Here is a 22,537-nt window from a genome sequence, read left to right on the forward strand (position 1 = left end):
GAAAATATTTTGTCCTACAATTTTTCCTTGCTCGAACAGCTGCATCTACAACCAAAAAAGCAACCGAAACAAAAATGTTTCGGTTGCTTTTGATTAAATGAAGTCATTATTTCTTCGTTTTATCTGGAAATTGAGCTTCAACACGATAGATTCTTTGACCTCTTGAAGAAAATTTTTCTTCGTATTCAGTCATGATATTTCCTTCATATTTACTTTGATGTAAATCTAACCATACTTGTTTGATGATCATGCCGTATTGAGAAAAACTAGCTAATGAATATTCAAATAGTCCTTGGTTATCTGTTTTAAAATGGATTTCTCCTTTAGGGCGTAGAATTTGTTCATCCACCGCTAAAAATGTATGATACGTTAACCGGCGTTTTTCATGTCTTTTTTTAGGCCACGGATCAGAAAAGTTCAAATAGATTTGATCAATCTCACTATCTGCAAAATATTCCGTCAACGCTGAACCATCAACATGCAATAATTTTAAATTTGGTAATGGTTGTTCAATTAATTTATCTAAAGCAATTGATACAACGCTGACTTGCATTTCTACCCCGATATAATTGATTTCAGGATGAGCCTTAGCCATTCCTGTGATAAACTGACCTTTTCCCATACCAATTTCAATATGGATCGGCTGCTCATTGCCAAATAGTTCGTTCCACTTACCTCTCCACTTGGTTGGTTCACTTATTACTAGATCTGGATGCGCTGCTAGCATTTCAGCAGCACCTGGGCGATTACGTACACGCATGAAAACTCCATTCCTTTCTTTCCTAAAAAAATAAAGATCAGACAAGTGATGTTCTACTCTTCTGATCTTAACTCTGAATAAATAATCGACAATAAATGCTTTATTCGTACACCGTACTCATTCTTTTTGACTCTTTGCTCAACCACTAAAAATTCTTTTCAACTGTAAGATCTCTTCATTCATTCGTCGATGATCTTCACGCTGACAATATCGGGTAATCTCTTGTAAAAGATTCATCGCAGCATACCAATGTAATTTTTCTAATATCTCATCCGTTGGGCGAATCCCATAAGTAACGAGCCATTGATTCCAATTAGATAATGGAACATAATTCCCTAAAATCGTGGCAATATCCACCGCTGGATCAGCAAACATAATTGAATCCCAATCAACTAGATACAAATAATTTTTGCACACTAACCAGTTCCGATGATTGACATCTCCGTGTACAACTGCAAAGTTCTCTTTATCCATCTGTGGAATTTGTTGACGCAAAAACTGGTGAACGATTTGTAAAAATCGATTCTTTCTGAGTGTCTCAGGTAACTCCAGTTCATATTGTTGCAACATTTTTTCTGGTGTCATCACTCTGCCACCGATCCGAGTCAACATCGTTTTAAGTGAAGCAGAATGATGCAAATGATACAAGACATCAATAACATCATTTCGCTGGCCGATCTCTGTCGGAGTTAATAAACGTCCTTCTAGCCATTCCTGTGCTGTTAAGGTATCGCCATTTCCTGTCCGTTTCGTCCATACCAGTTTTGGTGTAATTCCTTCTCGGGATAGTGCAGCAAGCATTGGAGTCGTATTGCGTTTAATAAAGACCTTATCTTCATCGCGCATGCCTATGTATGTTTTTCCCGTATCACCTTTGATTGGGCGTAAACGCCATTCTTGGTCTAACTGAAACTCCATCATGCATTCTCCCGTCCTCTAAACTCTATGATTTGCAGTACTTATTATTCTAGTCGCCTAAGCCCCGAACGTCAAGCACATATACGTTCTTTTTTCCTGTATTCCTCTCTAAAAAACCATCTTTTATCAAAAAAACGAGAGAAAAAGCAAATCTGCCTTATTCTCTCGTTTTTTCACCTCTTTTATTCGTTCATTTTCTTGATCCGAGTCGGTGTATAGATTTTAATAAACAAGCCGATGACAATCAAATAACTGATAATCGGTATGAGTTTGTCTAGACCATTTAATACGATCGCACCAATCAATCCAAAAAGACTAGCGGCAATCAGCAAAAGATTTAACAATAACTTTTGCAGCGCAACTTCTTTTTGCTTTTCCGTGATTGGATAAAGTTGGACAAGTGTCATGTAACGAAATTGATTGTATAAAGGAATCACTTGGAATCCGATCAAATAGATAAAAAGCGCACCAATAGCAGTTATAAAATAAACATCTTCAATACCTGCAATCAAGATACTTCCAATCAACACTAAGCGTAAGAAAAGACCACTGAAATCAGAACCTCTAATAAATCTTCTGACATAAAGATAATAATAAGTATTATCTTTCGTTTTCTTCGTATGTTGAAGCAACGGGTCTAAATACCTTCTTCTTTTGACTTTAGAAGTGATTTCCGGCACGTCAGTAAAAAGATTGATGAATTGATAGATTTGATGTAAACGTTGCTCTTCTTTTTGTATCATTTTTTCCCAATCCAACCGATACGTCATATTTTTCCATAAAAACCAAAAGTAAATATTTAATTGAATCAACATAGCTAACAATCCAAGCCAGAGCCATCCATAGACCGTAAGCAACAAGATCAGCAATGTCGAAAGATACCAAGAAGCTTTCCATACCATCAATTTTTTCTCTTCAATTCGGAAAAGCTCCACTCGTTTGATTTGTAGTTGACTACTCTTCAATCCCCAGAGAATCAGTAAATAAACGAAATAAAAAGAAAAAGGCTGCCCGGTTGTCACAACCACGAGGGGCATTGAAAAGCCACAAGCTAGTCCTAAGAACAGAAAAGGAAATAGACTGGAATAAAGAAAAGCTCGTTGGAGATACTGATGCATCTCCTTTTCTTTCGGTAGTAGAAAAACCAGATCGGCCGCTTGCGTGAAAGTGGCAAATTTACCAAAAAACAAACAAATAAACCAAAAGATCGTAAGGATAATCCCACCCATTTGAAAAGGAGTCGTTAACGTTTTTAACCAGTTTGAATAGTAAAAGCCGACTCCGCCAAATAGAAATAAGCAAACCAATACAAAATGATCATTTAGTACATAACGCAAATACTTCATCATTTTTTTCTGGTGTTTTGCTAATCGCAATTGAAAGAAATTATTCATGATCCTGCTCCTTTGTCAAGGAGATATAAATTTCATCCAGTGAAGAATCAGGTAGTCGGAATTCCTCCTGTAAGTCTTTTAAGGTTCCATCTGCACGTATTTCTCCATTGTGCAGAACTACAAAACGATCACAATATTTTTCTGCCGTAGCTAAAATATGCGTAGACATCAAGATCCCTGAACCTTCATTTTTCATTTCTACCATTAGTTCTAAAAGAGCATTGATTGCTAATGGATCTAATCCTAAAAAAGGCTCATCAATAATGTACAAAGAAGGCTCGATCAAGAAAGCACACAAGATCATCACCTTTTGTTTCATCCCTTTTGAAAAATTGGCTGGCAACCATTCCAAACGATTCTCTAAACGAAACGTATGTAACAATTTCTCAGCTCGTTGCATCGCTATATCGATTGGAATATCATAGGCCATCGCAGTCACTTCGATATGTTCTCTTAAAGTTAGTTCTTCATATAAAGAAGGCGTTTCAGGTATAAAACCGATTTGTTTTCGGTATTCTTCAGTATTTTTTTTCAAACTCAGATCATTAATCGTGATAGATCCTTTTTTTTGTTCTAAGAGGCCAATGATATGTTTGATCGTTGTACTTTTCCCAGCGCCATTTAAACCGATCAATCCTACCATTTCGCCAGGCTGTACACTAAAACTAATATCTTTTAAAACAGGTAGATGTCCATAGCCACCTGTTACATGTTCCACAATTAGACTCATAATTTTTCCTCCGTCGTTCGATTGTTTTTATTATACCATGAAGAAAACAAAGTCAATTTATTTTTTTTCATACAAATCTTTGAACATATGGTAAAGTTAACATAAATAATATTTTTGATGGAAAGGATGTTTCCTATGGAAAACTGTATCTTTTGTAAAATTATTAAGCAAGAAATCCCTAGTTATAAAATCTACGAAGACGAAAAAGTCTATGCATTTTTAGATATATCCCAAGCTACAAAAGGACACACACTAGTTATTCCAAAACAACACGTTTCTGATATTTTTGAATATGACGAAGTACTAGCAGCTGATGTCTTTTCACGTATCCCTAAAATCGCTCGTTCAATTGAAGAAGCTTTTCCTGAGATGCAAGGACTGAATATCTTGAATAATAACCGTGAATTGGCTTATCAATCTGTATTTCATTCACATGTCCATTTGGTCCCTCGCTATAGTAAAGAAGATGATTTTTCGATCCACTTTGGTAACCATCAGTCAGAATATAGTGCGGAAGAATTGCAACAAATTCAACATACCATTGTAAAGCAGGTGAAGAACATTGATTAAAAACTTTTTAAAAGGAATCGTTTTCGGAACGACCGTTGGAGCTATATCTGGATTGTTATTTGCTCCTAGAAGCGGGAACGAAACCAGAAAAAAATTGATCGCTGAACTAGACGAAGCAACGGAATTAACAAATGATTTAAATAACAGTCTTAATAATTTCAAACAAGCATTAGTTGACACAAAAGAAACAGCTAATACTTTGATCCCCGCTTTTCAAGAATCAATGAAAAAAGATATTGAAAATTTTAAATTTCAAGCAGAACCAAGAATTGCACAAATCCAAGAACAAGTTGAAAAATTAACAAATGATTTGCCACAAGACATGCAATAATGCGGAATTTTATAACACTTTTGATTTTAATTTTATTGTTTTTTTAATTTTTAGTTAGGAATGTGATCAAAATTTGAATTTTATTTGAAACTATCACGAGAACGTTTTTATTAATAAATAGATATGGTATAGTTATTATTGTAAGAATAATAATAAATCACAGGAGAGCAATTTTAATGAAAAAGAAAAAAATAATTTTAGCTGCAACTAGTGCGCTAGCTGTATTAGCATTAGCTGCTTGTTCAGGTAGTACAAATAAAGACATCGCCACAATGAAAGGCGGAACTATCACGGTTGAAGATTTTTATAATGAAGCAAAACATACGCAAAACAACCAACAATTAGTTCAAAATATGATTATTTACAAAGCCTTTGAAAATAAATATGGCGATAAAGTAACGGATAAAGATGTCAATGCTGAATACAAAAAGAATGAAGAAACTTACGGTGACACCTTTAAATCACAATTAGAAGCAGCTGGTTATACAGAAGACTCATATAAACAAGCACTTAGAAGCAGTTTAGTATTAAAAGCTGGTATAAGTGCTAACGTCAAAGTGACAGAAAAAGATTTAAAAGAAGCTTGGAAAACTTTCCATCCAGAAGTTGAAGCACAAATCATTAAAGTAAGCAGTGAAGATGAAGCAAAAGAAGTGAAAAAATCAGCAGATGATGGAACTGATTTTGCGAAACTGGCAAAAGAAAAATCAACCGATGAAGCAACTAAAAAAGATGGCGGAAAAATCAAATTTGACTCTCAAACGACAGATGTTCCAACTGAAGTGAAAGAAGCAGCCTTCAAATTAAAAGACGGTCAAGTATCTGACGTTATCTCAGCGACAAATACAACTTCATACTCAACAGATTATTATGTTGTAAAAATGGTCAAAAACCAAAATAAAGGCGATGACATGAATAAATACAAGAAACAATTAGAATCAATCGCCCGAGATACAAAAGAAAGTGATCAAGACCTACAAAAAGAAATTATCGCTAAAGTATTAAAAGAAGAAAATGTAAAAGTCACAGATGATGCCTTTAAAAATGTATTAACGCCATTTACTATGGAAACAGCTAATACCAATACATCTGAGTCTAAAACAAAATCAACAAAATCTTCTGAATCTAAAACAACTGAATCAACAAAAACTTCTGAATCATCAACAACTGAATCATCAAGCAAATAAAATGAAAAAAACAGACCTATCCAGGTCTGTTTTTTTTGACGCTATAATTTCTAAGAAGGATCGTAATTTCCACCTTATTTTTTATAAAAGATAAGCATATATTAAAACACCAAAGTAAATGATTGACTTTGATGTTTTTTCGCTACCTATTCACTTTGACAAAGAGCTGTTTTTTAGTAACTGATTCTGGTCATCAGTGTAACGATCGTTGCAAACATAGCAAAAATACAAATAAAGACGCCCGTAGTCGTTAAAGTAATCAAAGCAATCTTGGATTTGTTTCTCAATTTATAAGCCATATACAACAAACATACTGAGAAGAAAATTCCCAATACCCAGAAAAATAGCGGATCTCTTTGAACGCCAAGAGATTGGATATAATGATTCATTAACTATTTTCCCCCTATTAGTAAAACGGTTTCTCATCTGACTACAATCTTACACTATTGTAGATTTTTATCAATAACAAAATAAATTTTCCAATAATAAAGACACGTAGGCTCACAAGTAGTTCGTGTTAGGCTACGTGCCTTTAGTTATCTATAGTTCTTTGGGAACATAGAAACTACGATTTTCCATTCCAAAAATCCGTTCAGTGTATTTTCCAGGTTCTGTTTGACGAATCGACGTCAACATCATTTGCATTGAAGCATCGAGATTATCGATCTGATGCAAGATTTCTGCTTCCATGATCCGTGGTCGAACAGGCGATCCGTATTCTAATAAGCCGTGATGTGCTAAGACCATATGTCTTAATACCAAAACATCTTCATCTGCTTCATTTATTTTCAATGCGATACATGCTCTCGTGATTTCTTCATCTACTAGTACCAAATGCCCCACTAGATTACCCGCTAAAGTATATTCCGTACTCATCGGTCCAGATAATTCAATCACTTTTCCGAGATCGTGTAAAATGATTCCTGCGTATAACAACGATCGATTCAATTCTGGATATTCATCAGCAATCGTTTTACCTAAATGCAACATAGTCAATGTGTGGTAAGCTAATCCACTCGCAAAAGCATGATGATTCCGTTTTGCTGCGGGAAATTCAAAAAATTGCTTTTGATATTTATTTAGTAAATGACGGACAATCCGATTCCAATGAGCATTTGTTATATCAAATAATAATTGATTGATTTCTTCTTCCATTTCTTCTTTTTTCAAAGGAGCCCTTTCCATATAAAAACTAGGATCACTTGGCTCTTCAAGTTTAGTCAATCGCATATGCAAAATCTTTACTTGTGGGTTTCCTTGATAAATTTCCCGCTTCCCACTTAAGAAAACAACTGTCCCAGCAGTAAACTTGTTGATCTCTTCTTCAGAAGCATCCCAATATTTGCCATCAATCGTTCCAGACGTATCTTGAAAAGTAAATGCAATAAATTTTTTTCCGTTTTTCGCAACTCTGACATCAGCATTTTTAATTAAAACAAACAATTCAAATTGTTCATCGACAACTAATTCACGAATTTTTTTCATTCTTTATACATCCTTTAATATATTCACAGATTGTTGAAGCTCCTGATAATAGCTTACCATTTCTTGGTCAGAAGAAAAACAAATAACTTGATAATTTTGACCGAAATCAGCTAACAATTTGGCTAATTGATATTTTCTTTGATGGTCATAATGCAACCAACCGTCATCAATGATGATTGGACAAATCGAACGTTTTGATTCTAACGATAGATAGGCAAAGCGCATGGCCATAATCAGTTGATCTTTCGTTCCTGTAGATAATTCATAAATGGGAAAATCAGTTACACCGTCTGTTAGCGTCAAAGTATCATTTCTCAATAATATCTCTTGGTAATGATTTTGTGTTAAGACTCCTAAATAGTGACCAGCAGCTTTTAACAATTGTGGTAATTGACGTTCACTCATTTCTGTAGACAGATCCCCTAAAAAAGTCCCAGCGACCATTAGACCGCCCCAATGTTCCATCAGTTGTTGCAGTTGTGCTCTCAATAAACTTTCTTCTTGGTACATCTCATCCAACGTACCATCTTTTTGTAATTCCTCGATTTGGATCTTTAACCGCTGACGTTGTTCGATCAATTGTTTTTCTTCAAACTGATACTGCCGTTGTTTCTCTTGATTATGATACAGTTCAGTACTTAATTGCTCCCGTGTCCGTTTTTTTGGAAAAAGTGGCGCGAGAATCTCATCCAACTCTTTTAGTCGTTGAAGTTGTGTTTTTGTTTGTTGCGCTTTTTGCAAATAAGCAGCTACTTCGGATGGATAAGCAAGTCCGACCTGTTCCATCTGTCCGCTATAGTGTTCGATCAAACTTTTTTGTTTCTTTTTCAATTGGTTGATTTCTTGTTTCAACAGTGTATTTTGTTGGTAACTTCTAGCGAATTTCAATTGTTCCATTTCTTGGATGAAGTTCGTTAAAAGCACCATTTTTTCAGCGATTCCTTTATCTTGTAACGGTAACCATTCCTTAATCAATTCAAACTGACGATCAAGCTGTACCAACTTTTGTTGAATCTCATTTGCTCGTTCTTGTTTCTTGATCAAGCGGCTATACAAGTCTTGATAATCGGATACTTCATGCCCATATTCCTTCATCGCTTCTAAGGTATTCATCGTTCCTAAGTGATGGACCTTTGTAAAATCGAAGGCTTTTTGTTGGATTTTTTGTTGTTCAATCACTAGCTTATTTTTACTTTGATTGATTTCTTCGATTTGAGCTAACGTATTGTCTAATTGTCCCAGTTTTTCTTGCCACTTACCTTTGATTTCTGATAAATCACTTTTCTGACCATTCAGTGATTTCCTTTCATAAAATGAATACCCCAATGTACCTAAGGCTAATAAAAAGACTCCTAGTTTCCAAGGCATTGGTAGGAAGATTCCCACCACAAAAAAGAATCCGCCGATAATAGCAAACGGTGTTTTGTTCTTTGAACGAACTTCTGAAGGTGCCGACTGTAATAATTCTGGATGTGTGGCTTCTAATTGGTTGATCTCCGCTTCAATCGTCCGCTGCTGCTCTAAGACGATTTCTGATCTGATTGATAATTGATTGACTTGTTCTTTCAACAAACGATTTTCAGAAAATAGTTGTTGCCACTCTTCAGTATGCAAAAATTCTTGTGGCTCTTGTGTCCGTTGCCATTGCCAGCTTTGTTCTAAAATTTTTAATTCTGAATCAATTTCTCGTTCTTCCACTTGGAGTCTTTGCCACTCATTCAGCCAATGTTCGATTTGTGTTTGCTGTTGTTGCAATTCTTTTAGTACTTGCTCTTGTTCCAAATAGAAATAATATCGTGCCGACTGTTGATCCATTCCGCTATGTTTTTCTAAAGTAGCTTCGAGCTCATCTAGGCGTTCCGTCATCTGCTGATAGCGTTTAGTGAATTCCTCTAAGTCTAAAAGCAACTGTTCTTCAGGAACTTGTGGTAAGGTATTGGCTTTAAGTGTTTGCCACTCTTCGTATAAAGAATAATTCAGCTCTTGCTGCTTGATCTGAGAAATTTTTTCGTTTATCTCTTGGAGTTTTTTTTGTAGCTCTCTTTGATCTTGACTGTAGGCTTGTTCTTGTCGAACGAGTTCACCGAAAAAAGATTCCTGCTCTTGTTTTTGATGGACTCTTTCTTGAAGGTTCTTCCACTCATTCAATTTCTGATTGATAAGCAGTTTCTGCCCTTTTTTCTTAAAAAGCTGTTGGGCTTGCTGATAATATTCTTGTCTTTTTTGAAAAACATACGAACTACCCGTAATCCCTAATGAGATCAGTGCATCATGTAATTCTTTTTCTCGTAGATGATCTAGTTCAGTTAACTGTTCTTGTTGAAAAGTAAAAACCTGCTGAAATAAATCCTTTGTTAGTGGAGAAAGTAATTTCTCTAATAATTCATCACTTCCCTGTTGCTCATTAAAAAGGACTTTGGATTTCCCACGATTTTGCTGTTTGTAACGTTCAACTAGTATTTCTCCATGAACTGGATGTTCTAACCAAATTTTCCCACCATAGGCAGCCCCATCTTTCGGCGTATAGTCTTTTTTCTTCTTTCCTTTTGAAGGGAAGCCAAATAATACAGCCTGAATAAATTGGTAAATCGTTGACTTGCCTGCTTCATTTTCACCGTAGATCAATTGATTTCCAGAAATAAAATCAAATGTTTTTTGTCTCCACTTACCAAATGCAGCTATTTCGATTCGAAGGATTCTCATATACTTTCCTCCTCAAACACAAAATCTTGCTCCAGTATTGCCTTGGCTTTAGTCAAGGTACCTTCCTGATATTCAGGTAAATCATTCATCAAGCGAACCGCATCAGGATGACTGTACATCTCACCTAAAATCTGATGGAAATCTTCACTTACCCGATAAGTTTCAAAGAGTTGGTCAACTAATGTCTGTGAGACCTTCAACGATACTCGATTCATTCTTTCATCTTCCTTAATAGATATACGCCAAATAAGTAAATTTGTAGATAGGTTGGCTATTTTTTCCATTAAATACTCAAGTAATTCGCCAGAATAGATTCGATCAATCACTTCTTGGTTCAAGTGATGATACTCTGTTACCTTTAAATCTAACAACGTCAGTTTTGGATTTCCCATAGTTAACTGCTCTTGGATCACTTGTAACACGTCTTGCGTAGTCCGAGCAGTTTTTAAAGACACGGTCTTACTCTCCCAGTATACTTCTGCGACCTCTAGCGGAATCGTCTGGCATTCACTGGAGGTCAATTCAACCAATAAAACATTTCTAGCTGTCTGCTCTTTTTGGGTATGGCCTTGAGGTGCCCCTGGATAATTCATTGTTTCTTTTTCGTTTAAAGACATTGGCACATGGATATGTCCTAATGCCCAATAATCATAGCCTTTTTCCTGCATTTTAGACGGCTGAAAAGGTGCATAGTTTCCCCGCTGATTGCTCCCTATTTCGCCATGATACAGACCGATATGATAATCCACTGAGTGTCGTAAAGGAAATTCAGCAACTTTATCTCCCTGTATCCATTGGTGTAAATAACTAAACCCGCTGATGGCGACCTTTTCCCCTTTTTTAGATAAAAATGTCTTTGTTTCTACCTCTTCCGAAGTAAATAAATGGACATTTTCGGGAAAAGTAAACCAGTAGCGCTCTGATTGATAATAATCATGATTTCCAAATGTCAAATAGACAGCAATCTCTTTTTCATTCAATCGTTCGATTTGATCAAAAAAATGTTTTTGAATTTTTAATGAAGGACGATTTTGATGGAAGGTGTCTCCCGCAAGTAAAACAAAATCAACTTCATTTATTATAGCCTTGTCTACAATATTTGCTAAAACTTTTAAATTAACCTCTAATAATTTTTCCTGTACCGATTTATCTAAATTTACTAGTCCTTCAAAAGAGCGATCGATATGTAAATCAGCTGCATGGATGAATTTAACCATCGAGTGTCCTCCTTTTTACTCAAGATGAATTTATGCCTTATCCGGCTTTATTTGAATAATTTTTATAAAATAGGTACTGCTTTATAAAATTATATGCCCTTTTATCATACCATTTTCATTGCTTTTTTTCATCAAAAACCGAAAATTTGTTCGCATTCACTCGAATAGATTACTCCGACCAATTCTCCCCTTGCTTTATGCCTAACTTTTTTGTATTTTATGGTAAAAGTAGAAACATGAGGATTATTTACTCCTTTTTCTCTAAAAGGATAGAAAAAGAAAATGGGGAATTAACACACTGTCTTTTGATATGTAGCGTAACTTGTATTTCCAGCTGTCTATCTTTAATCTGTTTGCAAATTTCAGTGCAATTTTTTTACTTGGCAGCCTCACTTCGTCAAACAACCTGTTAACTATATTTAATTTTGTCACCTTTCATCTTTTACTAAAAACCAGCTAAATAGGAGGAATGCCTCGCTTTTCCATCTTCATTGTTTTAATATTCCTTTGTTTGTAAAAAAGCTAGGAACAATCCCAAATACGATTATTCCTAACTTTTTATTTTCTCTTAATTTATGCAAACAAAAAAGCAGATGAACTAAATTCATCTGCTTTTCACCATTTGCGTGGCGACGTCCTACTCTCACAAGGGGCAACCCCTCACTACAATCGGCGCTAAGAAGCTTAACTTCTGTGTTCGGCATGGTTACAGGTGTATCCTTCTCGCTATCGCCACCACACTGTGGTGTTATCATTATTGAGTTTGCTTTTGCTCACTCAAAACTGGATTTGAAGTATTTCGTAAACTCTACCGAGTTTTTTTCTTTACCAATGTGGTTAAGTCCTCGATCGATTAGTATCAGTCCGCTCCATACATCACTGTACTTCCACTCCTGACCTATCTACCTGATCATCTCTCAGGGATCTTACTTTCTTAAAGAAATGGGAAATCTCATCTTGAGGTGGGCTTCACACTTAGATGCTTTCAGCGTTTATCCCTTCCCTACATAGCTACCCAGCAATGCCCTTGGCAGAACAACTGGTACACCAGCGGTAAGTCCATCCCGGTCCTCTCGTACTAAGGACAGCTCCTCTCAAATTTCCAACGCCCGCGACGGATAGGGACCGAACTGTCTCACGACGTTCTGAACCCAGCTCGCGTGCCGCTTTAATGGGCGAACAGCCCAACCCTTGGGACCGACTACAGCCCCAGGATGCGACGAGCCGACATCGAGGTGCCAAACCTCCCCGTCGATGTGGACTCTTGGGGGAGATAAGCCTGTTATCCCCAGGGTAGCTTTTATCCGTTGAGCGATGGCCCTTCCATGCGGAACCACCGGATCACTAAGCCCGACTTTCGTCCCTGCTCGACTTGTTGGTCTCGCAGTCAAGCTCCCTTCTGCCTTTACACTCTTCGAATGATTTCCAACCATTCTGAGGGAACCTTTGGGCGCCTCCGTTACCTTTTAGGAGGCGACCGCCCCAGTCAAACTGCCCATCTGACACTGTCTCCCACCACGATCAGTGGTGCGGGTTAGAGTGGCCATAACGCAGGGGTAGTATCCCACCAGCGCCTCCATCGAAACTAGCGTTCCGATTTCTACGGCTCCTACCTATCCTGTACATGCGGTACAGACACTCAATATCAAACTACAGTAAAGCTCCATGGGGTCTTTCCGTCCTGTCGCGGGTAACCTGCATCTTCACAGGTACTAAAATTTCACCGAGTCTCTCGTTGAGACAGTGCCCAAATCGTTACGCCTTTCGTGCGGGTCGGAACTTACCCGACAAGGAATTTCGCTACCTTAGGACCGTTATAGTTACGGCCGCCGTTTACTGGGGCTTCAATTCGTACCTTCGCATACGCTAAGCACTCCTCTTAACCTTCCAGCACCGGGCAGGCGTCAGCCCCTATACTTCATCTTACGATTTTGCAGAGACCTGTGTTTTTGATAAACAGTCGCTTGGGCCTATTCACTGCGGCTGATCTTAGATCAGCACCCCTTCTCCCGAAGTTACGGGGTCATTTTGCCGAGTTCCTTAACGAGAGTTCTCTCGCTCACCTTAGGATTCTCTCCTCGACTACCTGTGTCGGTTTGCGGTACGGGTCGTTGTTTTCTCACTAGAAGCTTTTCTCGGCAGTGTGACATCAGGAACTTCGGTACTATTATTTCCCTCCCCATCACAGCTTGTCCGTACAGACAGAAGCATTTGACTCCTATCAAGACTTACTGCTTAGACAGACATTTCCAATCGTCTGCATTCCTTAGCCTCCTGCGTCCCTCCATTGCTCAAACAAAAACAACGAGTACAGGAATATCAACCTGTTGTCCATCGCCTACGCCTGTCGGCCTCGGCTTAGGTCCCGACTAACCCTGGGCGGACGAGCCTTCCCCAGGAAACCTTAGTCATTCGGTGGACAGGATTCTCACCTGTCTTTCGCTACTCATACCGGCATTCTCACTTCTAAGCGCTCCAGCAGTCCTCACGATCTGCCTTCAACGCCCTTAGAACGCTCTCCTACCAATACACCTAAAGGTGTACTCCACAGCTTCGGTAATATGTTTAGCCCCGGTACATTTTCGGCGCAGGGTCACTCGACTAGTGAGCTATTACGCACTCTTTAAATGGTGGCTGCTTCTAAGCCAACATCCTAGTTGTCTGTGCAACCCCACATCCTTTTCCACTTAACATATATTTTGGGACCTTAGCTGGTGGTCTGGGCTGTTTCCCTTTCGACTATGGATCTTATCACTCACAGTCTGACTCCCGGATATGAATGAATGGCATTCGGAGTTTATCTGAATTCGGTAACCCGAGATGGGCCCCTAGTCCAAACAGTGCTCTACCTCCATCATTCTCAATTCCGAGGCTAGCCCTAAAGCTATTTCGGAGAGAACCAGCTATCTCCAAGTTCGTTTGGAATTTCTCCGCTACCCACACCTCATCCCCGCACTTTTCAACGTACGTGGGTTCGGTCCTCCAGTGCGTTTTACCGCACCTTCAACCTGGACATGGGTAGATCACATGGTTTCGGGTCTACGACTACATACTCAAACGCCCTATTCAGACTCGCTTTCGCTGCGGCTCCGTCTCTTCAACTTAACCTCGCATGCAATCGTAACTCGCCGGTTCATTCTACAAAAGGCACGCCATCACCCATTAACGGGCTTTGACTTGTTGTAGGCACACGGTTTCAGGTTCTATTTCACTCCCCTTCCGGGGTGCTTTTCACCTTTCCCTCACGGTACTGGTTCACTATCGGTCACTAGGGAGTATTTAGCCTTGGGAGATGGTCCTCCCGGATTCCGACGGAATTCCTCGTGTTCCGCCGTACTCAGGATCCTCCTAGGTGCCTTCCAAATTTCATCTACGGGGTTTTTACCCTCTTTGACTGACTTTTCCAAGTCATTCGACTATCTGAAAGAACTACCATATTGGAGTCCTACAACCCCAATGAGCAAGCTCATTGGTTTGGGCTTTTCCCGTTTCGCTCGCCGCTACTCAGGGAATCGAATTTTCTTTCTCTTCCTGCAGGTACTTAGATGTTTCAGTTCTCTGCGTCTACCTCGAATGCGCTATGTATTCACGCAAACGTAACATCCTATAAAAGATGCTGGGTTCCCCCATTCGGAAATCTCTGGATCATAGCTTACGTACAGCTCCCCAAAGCATATCGGTGTTAGTCCCGTCCTTCATCGGCTCCTAGTGCCAAGGCATCCACCGTGCGCCCTTATTCACTTAACCTTATCAACCTTGCGGTTGGGTTTTGATCTTTCTTCTAGCGATAGAAGTCCGATCAAGAAAATAAGCAATTGAACTTATTAAAAAACTCATTCAACGCGGTGTTCTCGGTTTGTATTACTAATTTACTTCAAATATCCAGTTTTCAATGAACAAAAATATCTCTTTGAGAGTAAACCTCTCAAAACTGAACAAAGTGAAAAACAAACAGTGTAGTCTCCGTAATATTCCTTAGAAAGGAGGTGATCCAGCCGCACCTTCCGATACGGCTACCTTGTTACGACTTCACCCCAATCATCTATCCCACCTTAGGCGGCTGGCTCCAAAAGGTTACCTCACCGACTTCGGGTGTTACAAACTCTCGTGGTGTGACGGGCGGTGTGTACAAGGCCCGGGAACGTATTCACCGCGGCGTGCTGATCCGCGATTACTAGCGATTCCGGCTTCATGTAGGCGAGTTGCAGCCTACAATCCGAACTGAGAGAAGCTTTAAGAGATTAGCTTAGCCTCGCGACTTTGCGACTCGTTGTACTTCCCATTGTAGCACGTGTGTAGCCCAGGTCATAAGGGGCATGATGATTTGACGTCATCCCCACCTTCCTCCGGTTTGTCACCGGCAGTCTTGCTAGAGTGCCCAACTAAATGATGGCAACTAACAATAAGGGTTGCGCTCGTTGCGGGACTTAACCCAACATCTCACGACACGAGCTGACGACAACCATGCACCACCTGTCACTTTGCCCCCGAAGGGGAAGCTCTATCTCTAGAGTGGTCAAAGGATGTCAAGACCTGGTAAGGTTCTTCGCGTTGCTTCGAATTAAACCACATGCTCCACCGCTTGTGCGGGCCCCCGTCAATTCCTTTGAGTTTCAACCTTGCGGTCGTACTCCCCAGGCGGAGTGCTTAATGCGTTAGCTGCAGCACTGAAGGGCGGAAACCCTCCAACACTTAGCACTCATCGTTTACGGCGTGGACTACCAGGGTATCTAATCCTGTTTGCTCCCCACGCTTTCGAGCCTCAGCGTCAGTTACAGACCAGAGAGCCGCCTTCGCCACTGGTGTTCCTCCATATATCTACGCATTTCACCGCTACACATGGAATTCCACTCTCCTCTTCTGCACTCAAGTCTCCCAGTTTCCAATGACCCTCCCCGGTTGAGCCGGGGGCTTTCACATCAGACTTAAGAAACCGCCTGCGCTCGCTTTACGCCCAATAAATCCGGACAACGCTTGCCACCTACGTATTACCGCGGCTGCTGGCACGTAGTTAGCCGTGGCTTTCTGGTTAGATACCGTCAAGGGATGAACAGTTACTCTCATCCTTGTTCTTCTCTAACAACAGAGTTTTACGATCCGAAAACCTTCTTCACTCACGCGGCGTTGCTCGGTCAGACTTTCGTCCATTGCCGAAGATTCCCTACTGCTGCCTCCCGTAGGAGTTTGGGCCGTGTCTCAGTCCCAATGTGGCCGATCACCCTCTCAGGTCGGCTATGCATCGTCGCCTTGGTGAGCCGTTACCTCACCAACTAGCTAATGCACCGCGGGTCCATCCATCAGCGACACCCGAAAGCGCCTTTCAAATCAAAACCATGCGGTTTCGATTGTTATACGGTATTAGCACCTGTTTCCAAGTGTTATCCCCTTCTGATGGGCAGGTTACCCACGTGTTACTCACCCGTTCGCCACTCCTCTTTTTCCGGTGGAGCAAGCTCCGGTGGAAAAAGAAGCGTTCGACTTGCATGTATTAGGCACGCCGCCAGCGTTCGTCCTGAGCCAGGATCAAACTCTCATAAAAAGTTCGAACAATCTTACGATTGTTAAGCTCAATTGTTTGCTAGCATATTGCTTGCTTGTTAAAAATGTTTGTTGTCTTGAATCAATCAAGACGCCCTACACATTTGGTTTGTCTTTGCTTTGTTCAGTTTTCAAAGGTCTACTTGATTAAAAGCTAATCAGTTGAGATTGCCGTAGCAACTTTTACATCATATCAGAGCGACGTTTGTTTGTCAACTCTTTTTTTAAAAGTTTTTTTGACTTCGTTTTTTAGAAGTGTTTCAGCAACTCATTCATCATAACTCGTCGTTTGTTATTTGTCAACAACTTTTTTGAAGTTTTTTTCGATAGAATCAAGCTTCGTAAGCTATCGCTTTTTTACGACTCAGTTATCTTATCACCTTAAAAAGTAAATGTCAATGAATTTTTCTAAATAAATTCCACTATCTTTTTCTCTTTTTCAGCAACGTCAATTACTTTACCATTAAAAAAAAGAATGGTCAAGCTAAAAATTAATTTTAGTAGCACCTTACTTTATTTCTCTCTATTGGTCTAACCTACTTTAGTTGCCTATCTTCTTATTTAGACTCATCGGTACTTCAGACGATTACTGCAATGGCTAGCTATTTTCATGCTCAATCATCAAATATCTCTCATATCTTACTTTCGATACCGCACACCTTTATAAATAGCTAATGGCAAGATCACAAAAAGAAACAAGAGAAGAATATCGATCAGATATTGGTCGCTAAAAACATTTGTTAATGGCTGATTTGTAGTTAAAGAATAAAATGCGGGTAGCAAAATAATCGTGAAAAGATACGAGCCACTGATTTCCCAAAAATCTTTCCAAGAAAATTTTTTGTGTTTCATCGCTCCACCTCCTTGCTTTATATGAGAGAAATTCACTACTTGAATAGACATTTCTACGCTTCTATAATAGACAAAATCAGCTATTATAGCTAGGTTAACAATAATTATTTATTAAACAATGAAAAATAAGCTAATTTTCTATGAGTTATCCCCGTCTGATTTCTTCATACTAAAAAAGCAACGCAAAACAATTTTGTTTTACGTTGCTTTTGCTTGTTCTGGCTAAATTATTTTCTACAACGTTAATTACTCGCTGTATAAATCTCTAACTGGTGTCATGATGATGCGATTCAAGTCATTGATGATCGTGCTGAATTGTTGTTCTTTTTGCATCAAATCATTGATCACTTCTTCTGATTGAATTTTCATTGCCATTTCTTGCGCTTTCATTGCATCTTCATCGCTAAATTCTTGCCCGCTCATTTGTTTTTCCTGCAATTCGATTTGCATCGCTTGAAAATCTTTGAATAGACGATGTGCTTCTTCATTTGCTTTAACTTTTGCATAGGCTTCTTCTAAAGCTTTGAATTCTTGCAATTCGCGAATCTCGCGTTCGATTTGATTTGCGCTATCATAAATATTTGACATAGTTAGCCTCTTTTCTATAGATCGTTTAGTTTTATTGTACCATTTGTTTATCGTTTTTCATAGGATTACTGTCCTTGATATTTCCGCCAGAGATCTTTCGCAGCTTCACCTAAACCTCTTACGCCTTCTTTTACCATATCACCGATATTTTTCAGCCCATCTTTAGCTTGTTCCCCGTATTTATTCAGATTTTCTTTCCATTGTTCTGAGTTCTCATTGGTTTGCGTATTATTATTGACTTGATCAGCAGGGACTACTTTTCCGCCAGTCGCATATGCATCTGCTACAGGGAAAGGCTCTTGCTCAGTATAAGGAAGAATGCCTTCTGCGGCCGATTTGAAGACTTTACCAACCACATTCCCACTTGTTCCTGCTAAATAATGCAATTCACTAGATTCTTCATATCCCATCCAAGTTGAAATCACGACATTAGGCGTATAGCCAACAATCCATTGGTCGTTAGCTTTGGTAGGATCAAAATTGGTTTCAGTCGTTCCTGTTTTCCCTGCGACTGTATAACCAGCCGGTTTAGCTGCAACGGCTGTCCCATTAGAAAAAGTCCCAAGCAGCATTGAAGTCATTTGATTAGCCGTTTCTTCTGAAATGACTTGTTTAGGTTTTTCATTGGTCTTGTCAACAATTACTGCACCCGTTGAATCCACGATTTTAGTAATCAGATGTGGTTTGTACATTTTACCAGCGTTAGCAAATGCACTGTAAGCTCCAGCCATCGTTAACGGCGAAACTCCCTTAGCTAAACCACCTAATGCTAAACCATAATACTTATCTGATTTCGATAGAGGTAATCCAAATTCTTCTGCTTTATCATAACCTTTTTGAAGACCGATTTCATGAAGCAACCATACAGCAGGAAGATTCAAACTTTCAGCAACCGCCTGATACATCGGTACTTCACCACGGTACGTTCCGTCGTAATTATGAGCTTTATAATAAGATAATGGTTCATCTTTCAAAATACTTGCTGGGGTGTATCCCGCTTCTAACGCTGGTGCATACACACTCAAAGGTTTGATCGTTGAGCCAGGAGAACGTTTCATTTGTGTTGCAAAACTGAATCCTCGGAAAACATGTTCGCCACGTCGCCCTACCAGCGCCTCAACTCCACCAGTTTTAGGATCTAATGCGACTGATGCGGATTGAACCATTGCCCCATCCGCAGCATTTGCCGGAAACAGTGCATTGTTTTGATACGTTGTTTCTAATTGTTTTTGATAATTTTGATCAAGTGATGTATAGATTTTGTATCCTTTGTTCATCACATCTTCTTCATCTAAACCATAATCATTGACTGCTTCATCAATCACGGCATCAAAGTAATAAGGATAGCGATAGCCTGATTCCGAATTATCATACGTATCTTTCACGTATTGTTTGATATCCACTTTGCTTTCCGTTTGGTATTGTTGTTTCGTGATCTTGCCGTTTTCTTCCATGACACTCAATACGGTGTTTTTTCGATTGTTTGCATTTTCTGGGTGATCGATCGGATTATAGATACCCGGACCTTTAAGCATCCCAGCTAACGTTGCCGCTTCTGCTAAATTAACCTGATTAGCATCTACCCCAAAGTATTTCCTTGAAGCATCTTGTACGCCCCATACCCCATTTCCAAAATAAGCATTGTTGAGATACATGGTCAAAATCTCTTCTTTGCTGTATTTCTTTTCAATTTCAATGGCTAAAAATAATTCTTTTGCTTTACGGTCAAAAGTTTGATCAAGTGTCAAATAAGCATTTTTAGCTAATTGTTGGGTAATTGTACTCCCACCTCCACCAGAAGTGCCACCTGAAAGGACCATCCGAACTGCTGCCCGAGCGATCCCTTTGATATCAAATCCATGATGCTGATAAAAATTACGATCTTCGGTTGAGATAACCGCATTTTGGATATCTGGAGAGATTGCATTCAATTCCACATAAGTTCCTTTTTGAGCATACAGGGTGCCTGCTTCTTCATTCTTTTTATCATAGATAACGGTAGACTGACTTAGCCCCGATTTTAATGTGGAGACATTTGCCTGTTTTGCTAAAATAAAAAGATAGATACTGACGATCAATACACAGATCAAGCCAATCAATAGGATCAGTTTATTGATATGATACTTTTTCCATATACGTTTTCGCCATCGATGGAATCGCCCTAAATAAGGTTTAATCCAATGCCAAAAACTGATCAAAGCAGCTTTTATTTTACTTAAAATGCTTTGAAAATCCATTTATTCTTCTCCTGTCTATTTGATTGAATCGCCTTATTCTACCACAGGTACGTTCTTCATTCTTCCTGCTTGAGATGTAGGCAAACTGTTTTTTTAAGTTTTGACGATAGTTTAGCATAAGAAGTATCAGAAATTAGTCACTTTTTTCTTAAATAAGTTTTAAAAATGGTACAATAGAGCTGCATTTTTGCTAAAAGGAGTATTTTTATGGAAATCACGATTACGTTACCTGACACCCAGCCAACAACCACCATTCGAGAATTATTAGAACAAGAATGGCTCGTTCCAAGAAAAGTCCGCCACTTTTTACGTATAAGAAAAAATGTGTGGATCAATCAAGAACCTGCCTTATTTCATTTTGAAGTCCACGCTGGTGACCATATTACGTTACGTTTTGAAGAAACTGATTATCAATACCAAGAAGTCCAATTGGGTAAAGCTTCCTTCGTCCAACCATTATATGAAGACGATCATTTACTCATTGTCAATAAACCCGCCGGCATGAAAACTCATCCGAATGAACCAACCGAAAATGATACTTTATTGAATCATTTAGCTGCGTATTTAAAGAAAAAAGAGCAACGCCCTTATGTCGTGCATCGATTGGACAAAGAAACAAGTGGTGCAATTTTATTTGCTAAAAATCCCTTTGTTTTACCTATCCTAGGCAGAATGTTGGAACAAAAGAAGATTTATCGACGATACCAAGCACTTGTCTGGGGAACAATCAAAGAGGATTTGATTTTAAAAGATAAAATCGGTCGTGATCGGCACGATCGCAGAAAACGGGTGGTAGATCCTCATAAAGGTCAAACGGCTCTCACACATGTTTCCGTTGATCAAGTAGTAAATGGCCAGACTCAGGTTTACTGTGTCTTGGAAACCGGACGTACTCATCAAATCAGGGTCCATCTCTCTCACATTGGTCATCCCATTGTCGGTGATCCACTTTACCAAACACGGCCTGCGAACCGTCTCATGCTCCATGCGTTAGAATTACACATGTCTCATCCTTTCACGCAAGAAACCATTGTCGCAAAAGCCCTCCCTGGTTTATGGTAAAGACACTATTGTAAGGAGCGATCCACTACTGATCACAATCAAAAAACGGCTAGGGATACACCTCTAGCCGTTTTTTATTACTATATATAGAATATATACACCTTATTGTTTACCATGTTCTTTTTCTGCTAAAAGCAAACTGCCAATAATTCCACTCTCATTCGGCAGCCCCCAGCGTACAATGTACTCATCTACTTGTGGCGTTTCCATGTACCCACCCATTAACTCAACGAATTGTTGTCGAATTTTATGCAACAAGTGGTCTTGATTCATCACTCCGCCACCTAAAATGATTTTTTCAGGAGCTAACGTCAACGTATAATTGATCAATGCTTGAGCAATATAATAGGCTTGGATGTCCCATATTGGATGATCTTGAGGAAGTTCTTGGCCTTTGATTCCAGTTCGTGCCTCAATTGAAGGTCCAGCCGCTAACCCCTCCAAACAATCTTTGTGGTAAGGACATGTTCCTTCATAGGTATCCTCTGGATGACGTTTTACCCATATATGCCCCATTTCTGGGTGGGCAAGTCCAGAAAAAATATCTCCTTCAAGGACCACACCGGCACCGATCCCTGTACCGACAGTCAAATAAATACAACTCTTTTTCCCTTGTGCGGCTCCTTTTAGCAATTCGCCGTAAGCTGCTGCATTCACATCTGTCGTCCAAGCCATCGGAATCCCGTAACGTTCTTGGATGCTGCCTAAAAAATTGTAGTTGCCCCATCCAGGTTTAGGTGTTGCTAAAACATACCCATAATTATCGGCATTTTTATCAATACCGATCGGACCAAACGAACCGATCCCTAACGCCTCTAGTTCATATTGATCAAAAAAATCAAATACTTGCTTTAGTGTTTCTTCAGGTGTAGTTGTAGGAATACTTACTCTTTCTACGATAACGCCTTCATTTGAAACGGCACAGATGAATTTTGTTCCCCCTGCTTCTATTCCACCATACATTG

The 22,537-nt window shown here is 39.3% G+C and carries 15 protein-coding genes, 3 rRNA genes and 1 pseudogene; 4 read left to right on the forward strand and 15 right to left on the reverse strand.

The window, feature by feature from the left end; translation table 11 throughout:
* Window positions 1–106 precede the first annotated feature (106 nt).
* The 4 genes from trmB to IGJ23_RS11535 form a co-directional block, all read right to left on the reverse strand.
* Entirely contained in the window at window positions 107–760 is a 654-nt protein-coding gene (gene trmB, locus IGJ23_RS11520; protein WP_010720901.1) for a tRNA (guanosine(46)-N7)-methyltransferase TrmB, read from the reverse strand.
* Window positions 761–898: 138 nt separating this feature from the next.
* The gene (locus IGJ23_RS11525) at window positions 899–1,681 is read right to left on the reverse strand and encodes a phosphotransferase family protein (protein WP_010720902.1); all 783 of its coding nucleotides are present in this window, start codon (window positions 1,679–1,681) and stop codon (window positions 899–901) included.
* A gap of 179 nt (window positions 1,682–1,860) precedes the next feature.
* Entirely contained in the window at window positions 1,861–3,072 is a 1,212-nt protein-coding gene (locus tag IGJ23_RS11530) for an ABC transporter permease (protein ID WP_010720903.1), read from the reverse strand.
* Window positions 3,065–3,802, reverse strand: a complete 738-nt coding sequence (locus IGJ23_RS11535) for an ABC transporter ATP-binding protein (RefSeq protein WP_010720904.1) — start codon at window positions 3,800–3,802, stop codon at window positions 3,065–3,067. Before IGJ23_RS11535 ends, IGJ23_RS11530 begins: the two co-directional genes overlap by 8 nt.
* 135 nt (window positions 3,803–3,937) lie before the next feature.
* Here IGJ23_RS11535 and IGJ23_RS11540 point away from each other — a divergent pair, with 135 nt between their 5' ends.
* The 3 genes from IGJ23_RS11540 to IGJ23_RS11550 all read left to right on the forward strand — a co-directional run bounded on the left by IGJ23_RS11540 (window position 3,938) and on the right by IGJ23_RS11550 (window position 5,890).
* Window positions 3,938–4,372 carry an HIT family protein gene (locus IGJ23_RS11540; RefSeq protein ID WP_010720905.1) on the forward strand — a complete coding sequence of 145 codons (435 nt, stop codon included), beginning with the start codon at window positions 3,938–3,940 and terminating at the stop codon, window positions 4,370–4,372.
* On the forward strand, window positions 4,365–4,703 hold the full coding sequence (locus IGJ23_RS11545; protein ID WP_010720906.1) for a YtxH domain-containing protein: 339 nt from the start codon (window positions 4,365–4,367) through the stop codon (window positions 4,701–4,703). Before IGJ23_RS11540 ends, IGJ23_RS11545 begins: the two co-directional genes overlap by 8 nt.
* 176 nt (window positions 4,704–4,879) lie before the next feature.
* Window positions 4,880–5,890, forward strand: coding sequence for a peptidylprolyl isomerase (locus tag IGJ23_RS11550; protein ID WP_010737066.1), 1,011 nt, complete (start codon window positions 4,880–4,882; stop codon window positions 5,888–5,890).
* Between the two features lie 173 nt (window positions 5,891–6,063).
* Here IGJ23_RS11550 and IGJ23_RS11555 read toward each other — a convergent pair whose 3' ends face one another.
* The 10 genes and pseudogenes from IGJ23_RS11555 to IGJ23_RS11600 all read right to left on the reverse strand — a co-directional run bounded on the left by IGJ23_RS11555 (window position 6,064) and on the right by IGJ23_RS11600 (window position 20,510).
* Window positions 6,064–6,279 (reverse strand): hypothetical protein, encoded by a 216-nt coding sequence (locus IGJ23_RS11555; RefSeq protein WP_010720908.1) that lies wholly within the window; start codon window positions 6,277–6,279, stop codon window positions 6,064–6,066.
* A 151-nt stretch (window positions 6,280–6,430) separates the two neighbouring features.
* The gene (locus IGJ23_RS11560; RefSeq protein WP_010720909.1) at window positions 6,431–7,375 is read right to left on the reverse strand and encodes a 3'-5' exoribonuclease YhaM family protein; all 945 of its coding nucleotides are present in this window, start codon (window positions 7,373–7,375) and stop codon (window positions 6,431–6,433) included.
* A pseudogene (locus tag IGJ23_RS11565) lies at window positions 7,359–10,078 on the reverse strand (AAA family ATPase). Before IGJ23_RS11565 ends, IGJ23_RS11560 begins: the two are co-directional and overlap by 17 nt.
* Entirely contained in the window at window positions 10,075–11,295 is a 1,221-nt protein-coding gene (locus IGJ23_RS11570) for a metallophosphoesterase family protein (RefSeq protein ID WP_088745263.1), read from the reverse strand. Before IGJ23_RS11570 ends, IGJ23_RS11565 begins: the two are co-directional and overlap by 4 nt.
* A 624-nt stretch (window positions 11,296–11,919) precedes the next feature.
* Window positions 11,920–12,035: ribosomal RNA gene (gene rrf / locus IGJ23_RS11575) — 5S ribosomal RNA — on the reverse strand.
* A 93-nt stretch (window positions 12,036–12,128) separates the two neighbouring features.
* A 23S ribosomal RNA gene (locus IGJ23_RS11580) occupies window positions 12,129–15,042 on the reverse strand.
* A gap of 232 nt (window positions 15,043–15,274) precedes the next feature.
* Window positions 15,275–16,834, reverse strand: a 16S ribosomal RNA gene (locus tag IGJ23_RS11585).
* The 16S, 23S and 5S rRNA genes sit together here, the layout of an rRNA operon.
* Window positions 16,835–17,472: 638 nt before the next feature.
* Window positions 17,473–17,685, reverse strand: coding sequence for a hypothetical protein (locus IGJ23_RS11590; RefSeq protein ID WP_010720912.1), 213 nt, complete (start codon window positions 17,683–17,685; stop codon window positions 17,473–17,475).
* A 246-nt stretch (window positions 17,686–17,931) separates the two neighbouring features.
* On the reverse strand, window positions 17,932–18,273 hold the full coding sequence (locus tag IGJ23_RS11595; protein WP_010720913.1) for a YlbF family regulator: 342 nt from the start codon (window positions 18,271–18,273) through the stop codon (window positions 17,932–17,934).
* Between the two features lie 65 nt (window positions 18,274–18,338).
* Window positions 18,339–20,510, reverse strand: coding sequence for a PBP1A family penicillin-binding protein (locus IGJ23_RS11600; protein WP_034867921.1), 2,172 nt, complete (start codon window positions 20,508–20,510; stop codon window positions 18,339–18,341).
* Between the two features lie 207 nt (window positions 20,511–20,717).
* On the opposite strand from IGJ23_RS11600, the gene IGJ23_RS11605 reads away from it, so the two are divergent.
* Window positions 20,718–21,572 (forward strand): RluA family pseudouridine synthase, encoded by an 855-nt coding sequence (locus IGJ23_RS11605; protein WP_053766248.1) that lies wholly within the window; start codon window positions 20,718–20,720, stop codon window positions 21,570–21,572.
* Window positions 21,573–21,674: 102 nt separating this feature from the next.
* On the opposite strand, the gene IGJ23_RS11610 is transcribed toward IGJ23_RS11605, so the two are convergent.
* Entirely contained in the window at window positions 21,675–22,535 is an 861-nt protein-coding gene (locus IGJ23_RS11610) for an ROK family protein (protein ID WP_034700407.1), read from the reverse strand.
* Window positions 22,536–22,537: the final 2 nt, after the last annotated feature.

The sequence above is a fragment of the Enterococcus sp. DIV1682a genome, assembly GCF_051711005.1.
Classification (GTDB): Bacteria; Bacillota; Bacilli; order Lactobacillales; family Enterococcaceae; genus Enterococcus_B; species Enterococcus_B hirae.